General features: G+C 71.7%; 4 protein-coding genes. 1 reads left to right on the top strand and 3 read right to left on the bottom strand.

From position 1 onward, the window contains the following. Positions 1 to 93: 93 nt before the first annotated feature. The 3 genes from gmd to cofD are packed head-to-tail and all read right to left on the bottom strand — an operon-like array spanning position 94 to position 3,380. A complete protein-coding gene (gene gmd, locus VFJ21_04660; GenBank protein HET7406414.1) occupies positions 94 to 1,086 on the bottom strand; it encodes a GDP-mannose 4,6-dehydratase in 993 nt (330 codons plus the stop codon). 48 nt (positions 1,087 to 1,134) lie between these two features. Next, positions 1,135 to 2,424, bottom strand: a complete 1,290-nt coding sequence (locus tag VFJ21_04655) for a coenzyme F420-0:L-glutamate ligase (protein HET7406413.1) — start codon at positions 2,422 to 2,424, stop codon at positions 1,135 to 1,137. Beyond that, the gene (cofD, locus tag VFJ21_04650) at positions 2,421 to 3,380 is read right to left on the bottom strand and encodes a 2-phospho-L-lactate transferase (GenBank protein ID HET7406412.1); all 960 of its coding nucleotides are present in this window, start codon (positions 3,378 to 3,380) and stop codon (positions 2,421 to 2,423) included. Before cofD ends, VFJ21_04655 begins: the two co-directional genes overlap by 4 nt. 53 nt (positions 3,381 to 3,433) lie before the next feature. Here cofD and VFJ21_04645 point away from each other — a divergent pair. Beyond that, on the top strand, positions 3,434 to 5,287 hold a 1,854-nt coding region (locus VFJ21_04645), incomplete at its 3' end, for a bifunctional FO biosynthesis protein CofGH (protein ID HET7406411.1).

The following is a 5,287-nucleotide window of genomic DNA, read 5'->3' as shown; positions in this document are numbered from 1 at the left end:
TCCAGCCGGGCCGTCGTGGCGCCGTACTGGTGCGCGACCACGTCTCGGACATCGCGATCAACCATGCAACAACGCCTGCCCCGCCAGGAAAATTCAGTCGTCGCGTTCGGCGATGCGCCGTTCTGTCTTGATGTCGTGGTCGACCATCATCGTGATGAGCTCGGAGAAGCTCACCCTCGGTTCCCACCCCAACTTCTCCCGAGCCTTCGACGCGTCGCCGATCAGCAGGTCGACCTCCGCCGGCCGGAAGAACCGCGGGTCCTGCTCGACGTGGCCCGACCAGTCAGAGATCCCGACGTGGCCGAAGGCCACGTCCAGCAGGTCGCGGATCGAGTGCGTCTCGCCGGTGGCGATGACGTAGTCGTCGGGCTCCGGCTGCTGAAGCATCATCCACATGGCCTCGACGTAGTCGCCGGCGAAACCCCAGTCGCGGCGCGAGTCGAGATTGCCCAGGGCCAGGTTCTCCTGCAGACCAAGGGAAATTCGGGCTACTGCTCGCGTCACCTTGCGGGTCACGAACTCGTAGCCGCGCCGCGGGCCTTCGTGGTTGAACAGGATCCCCGAGCAGGCATAGGCACCGTAGGACTCACGGTAGTTGACGGTCATGTAGTGGCCGAACGTCTTCGCCACGCCGTAGGGCGACCGCGGGTGGAACGGCGTCGACTCCTTCTGCGGCGTTTCGCGCACCTTGCCGAACATCTCCGAGCTCGACGCCTGGTAGAAGCGCACCTTGCTCATGTCGTTCTGGGTGTGGATCCGGATCGCCTCCAGCACCCGCAGCACGCCCATGCCGGTGATCTCGCCGGTCAGCTCGGCCTGCTTCCACGACAGCCCGACGAAGGAGATTGCGCCGAGGTTGTAGACCTCGTCCGGCTGGGCGTACTCCATCGCGCCGATCAGGCTCGGCAGGTCGGTGAGGTCGCCCTCGAGCATCTGGATGCCGGGGATCGTCTTCTCGACCAGCGCGAACTTCGGGTTGCTCTGCCCCCGGATCAGGCCGAAGACCTCATAGCCCTTCTCGGCGAGCAGCTCGCCGAGGTAGAGGCCGTCCTGGCCGGTGATGCCGGTGATCAGCGCGCGCGGCACGGTGGAACTCCTCAGGCAAAGGGACGAGCAACGATCGACTCTATTGGGCTAGCGGATTTCGACGTACGCCGACACGTCCCGCGCCGGTCGCGGAGCCGGCGGCGCAGCAGCCACGCCGACGGCAACCGCGCCCATCGGGAACCAGTCGTCGTCCAGCTCGAGCACCGTGCGCACGACGTCGGGGCAGAAGAGCGTGCTCGACACCCACGCACTGCCGAGGCCCTCGACGGCTAGCGCCACGAGGAAGTTCTCGATGCCCGCGCCCATCGCCAGCAGGAACATCGCCTGCTCCGCACCGGCTCGCCGCTCGTCCGGGTACGCGTGCGCGCCGCCGGGCGCGAGGCACGGCACGACGAGGTACGGCGCCCGCCTCAGCACGTCGCCGCGCCGCAACCGTCGCTCGACCTGCTCCGCCGTGAAACCGTCGTCGCGCAGGTCTTCCGCCCACCGGTCGCGCATGGCGTCGAGCAGCGCCTCGACCCGCGACTCGACGAGCACGAAGCGCCACGGCGTCGTGTGGTGCGGAGCCGGCGCGGTCACACCGGCCTCGACGGCGCGCAGCACCGCCTCCCGGTCGACCGGCGCGTCGGCGAAGTCGCGGACCGTGCGCCGCGCGAACACGACCTCGCGGGAGCCGTAGCGGAACATGTCGTCGGCCGCCGGCCGTACGAGCGCTCGCGCGCCGCGCTCCGAGGAGTCCGGCTGCCAGGCCAACCCGCGCACGACCGCCACGGGGACTGCGGATAGCTTGCCCTTCACGAGGTCCGCGGCGGCCGCGACCTCGTCGGCGTCGGCCATCTCGGTCATCTCCAACGAGTTGCCGTGCGCGTCCACGCGGCCCCGGTAGTCGCGAATCGCCGCCATCCCGGCGACGCCGATGGCTGCGTCGGTCAGCCCGTAGCGCCAGGGACGACCGAAGGTGTCGCTGACCACGACCGCCACGTCGATGCCCAGCCGGCGTTGCAGCCCCTCGCGGATGCGGCGTGCCGAGGCGTCGGGATCCTCCGGCAGCAGCACGACCGTGCCCGAAGCGACGTTGGAGGCGTCGACGCCGGCGGCCGCCATCACTAGGCCGTGGCGCGTCTCGACGATCCGGGTCCGCCCGCGGGTGGCGACGACTCGCACGGTCTCGTCGTCGATCGCGGCCTCCCGGTCGCCCGGCCGGGTGCGCCCCTCCGCCTTGCTGACCACCTTGCTGGTCACCACGACGACGTCACCGTCGCGTAGTGCCGGTTCGGCCAGCGCGATCAGCGCGGCGAGGTCGCTTCCGGGCACGATCTCGGGTAGCCCGTGCACGCCCCAGATCTCCAGGCGATCGGCCGGCGCGGCCTCCGTCATGACCGCACCGCGGCAGCCAGGTCCAGCGCGGCCTGCGCCATCCGCGCGCTCGCCTCGACGTCGTGCATCCACAGCGGCACCGCTCGAGTGGGCAGGCCGTCCTCGACGAGCGTGTCGGCAGCGGCCTTGTCGACCTCGTCGACCAGCCAGCCGTCGAGGATGCCGCCCTGCGCCCTCGCGCCGTAGTGCCGCGCCACCGCTTCCGCCGACGTCTCGACCCCGATCGCGGCCAGGCAGGCATCGGCCATGCCTCGCACCGGCGCGCCGCCGATGATCGGCGACACTCCGACGACCGGGGCGCCGCACTCGACGAGTGCCGGCCGGATTCCGGGCACCGACAGCACGGTGCCGATGCTGACGACCGGGTTGCTCGGCGGCAGGACTACGACGTCGGCGTCGCGCAGCGACTCGACGACGCCCGGCGCCGGACGGGCAGATTCCTTTCCCTGCAAGGAGATCTCGACGGCCGGCTCGCCCGCGTGCAGCCGCACCCACCACTCCTGGAAGTGGACGTCGCGCCCGTCCACGAGCCTCACGTGGGTCTCGACCGGCTCGTCGGTCATCGGCAGCAGCCGCACCCCCGGTCGCCACCGCGCGCACAGCCGTGCCGTCACGGCCGACAGCGGTACGCCCTCCCGCAGCAGCCGGCTGCGGACCAGGTGCGTCGCGATGTCGCGGTCGCCGAGCCCGAACCACATCGGTTCTTCGGCGTACGCCGCGAGCTCCTCCTTCACGACGAAGCTCTCGCCCTCACGGCCCCAGCCGCGCTCGGCCGAGATGCCGCCGCCGAGGGTGTACATCACGGTGTCCAGGTCGGGGCAGATCCGCAGCCCGAACATGGTCACGTCGTCGCCGGTGTTGCCGATCACCGTGATCGCGTCGCGGCCCACGACCTCGCGCAGTCCCCGCAGGAACCGCGCGCCGCCGATCCCACCGGCGATGACCGTGACCCGCACGGCCGCCATGGTGTCAGCCGAGGCGGGCGCGCCCGGCGCGTAGGGTCGCAAGCGTGCCGACCGACACCGCGCTGCGCCGATCCCTGGCCCGCGTCCGAGACGGCAAGCCGCTCGACGCCGCCGAGGCCGAGGTGCTGCTGCATGCGCGGGGCGCGCACCTCGAGGCGTTGTCGGCCGCCGCGGCCCGCGTGCGCGACGCCGGGCTGATCGCGGCCGGCCGCCCCGGTGTCGTCACCTACAGCCGCAAGGTGTTCGTCCCGCTGACCCGACTGTGCCGCGACCGCTGCCACTACTGCACGTTCGCGACGACGCCCGGCCGGCTCCCGGCGGCCTACCTGACACCCGACGAGGTCCTCGACATCGCCGAACGGGGTCGACAGCTCGGGTGCAAGGAGGCGTTGTTCACCCTCGGCGACCGCCCCGAGGACCGCTGGCCGGCCGCCCGCGATTGGCTCGACGCGCACGGCTACGACGACACGCTGTCCTACGTCCGCGCGATGGCGGTGCGGGTGCTGGAGGAGACCGGCCTGCTCCCGCACCTCAATCCCGGAGTGCTGAGCTGGCAGGACTTCCAGCGGCTCAAGCCCGTCGCCCCGTCGATGGGGATGATGCTCGAGACCACGGCCGACGTCCCGGCCCACCGCGGTAGCCCCGACAAGGTCCCGGCGGTGCGGCTGCGGGTGCTGGAGGACGCCGGCCGGTCCAACGTGCCGTTCACCACGGGCATTCTCGTCGGCATCGGCGAGACCTTCGCCGACCGCGTCGAGTCGCTGTTCGCACTGCGCCGGATCTCCAAGCAGTACAACGGGATCCAGGAAGTCATCGTCCAGAACTTCCGCGCCAAGCCCGACACCGCGATGCGCGCGACCCCCGACGTCGACCTGGAGGAGTACCTCGCCACGATCGCGGTCGCCCGCCTGGTCCTCGGCCCGCAGGTGCGGATCCAGGCCCCGCCCAACCTGGTCGACCTCGACGAGTGCACGAGGCTTCTCGCGGCCGGCGTCGACGACTGGGGCGGCGTCTCCCCGCTCACGCCCGACCATGTCAACCCCGAGCGGCCCTGGCCCCAGATCGAGGCCCTCGCCGAGGTCAGCGCTGCGGCGGGTTACACGTTGCGTGAGCGGCTGACCGCCCATCCCCGCTACCTCGCCGAGCCGTGGCTCGACCCGCGGCTGCGACCGCACGTCGACGCGCTGGCCGGGCCCGACGGTCTCGCGGTGGAGGGCCGGATCCCGCACGGCATCCCGTGGCAGGAGCCCGACGGCGGCTGGGAGTCGGCCGGCCGGGTCGACCTCGACACCGCGATCGACACCGAGGGTCGGCGTACCGAGACCCGCAGCGACTTCGACGCGGCCTACGGCGACTGGGACGCGCTGCGCGAGCAGGTCGCGGCCCAGCGGCAGTCGCCGGAACGGCTCACCGGGGACGCGGCCACTGCGTTGCGCGCCGCCGAGCGAGACCCGGCCGGACTGTCGGACTCTGACGCGCTCGCTCTCATGACCGCGACGGGCCCGGCTCTCGACGCGCTCGCCGCGCTGGCCGATGGCCTGCGCCTCGAGGCGGTCGGCGACGAGGTCACCTACATCGTCAACCGCAACATCAACTTCACCAACGTCTGCTACACCGGCTGCCGGTTCTGCGCGTTCGCGCAGCGGCGTACCGACGCGGACGCGTACACGCTGTCCCTCGACGAGGTCGCCGAGCGGGCGGCCGAGGCGTGGGCGCTGGGCGCGACCGAGGTGTGCATGCAGGGCGGCATCCACCCGGACCTGCCCGGGACCGCCTACTTCGACATCGCTCGGGCGGTCAAGCAACGCGTCCCGGCGATGCACATGCACGCGTTCAGCCCGATGGAGGTCGTCAACGGCGCCGCGCGTACCGGCCTGTCGATCCGCGACTGGCTGATC

Source organism: Mycobacteriales bacterium (assembly GCA_035690485.1).
Lineage (GTDB): Bacteria > Actinomycetota > Actinomycetes > JAFAQI01 > DASSKL01 > DASSKL01.
This window is presented reverse-complemented; position numbering and strand designations above follow the sequence as displayed.

Coding starts and splice junctions, on each gene's coding strand:
- VFJ21_04655 (HET7406413.1), bottom strand. CDS start 2,424: ATGACGGAGGCCGCGCCGGCCGATCGCCTGGAGATCTGGGGCGTGCAC.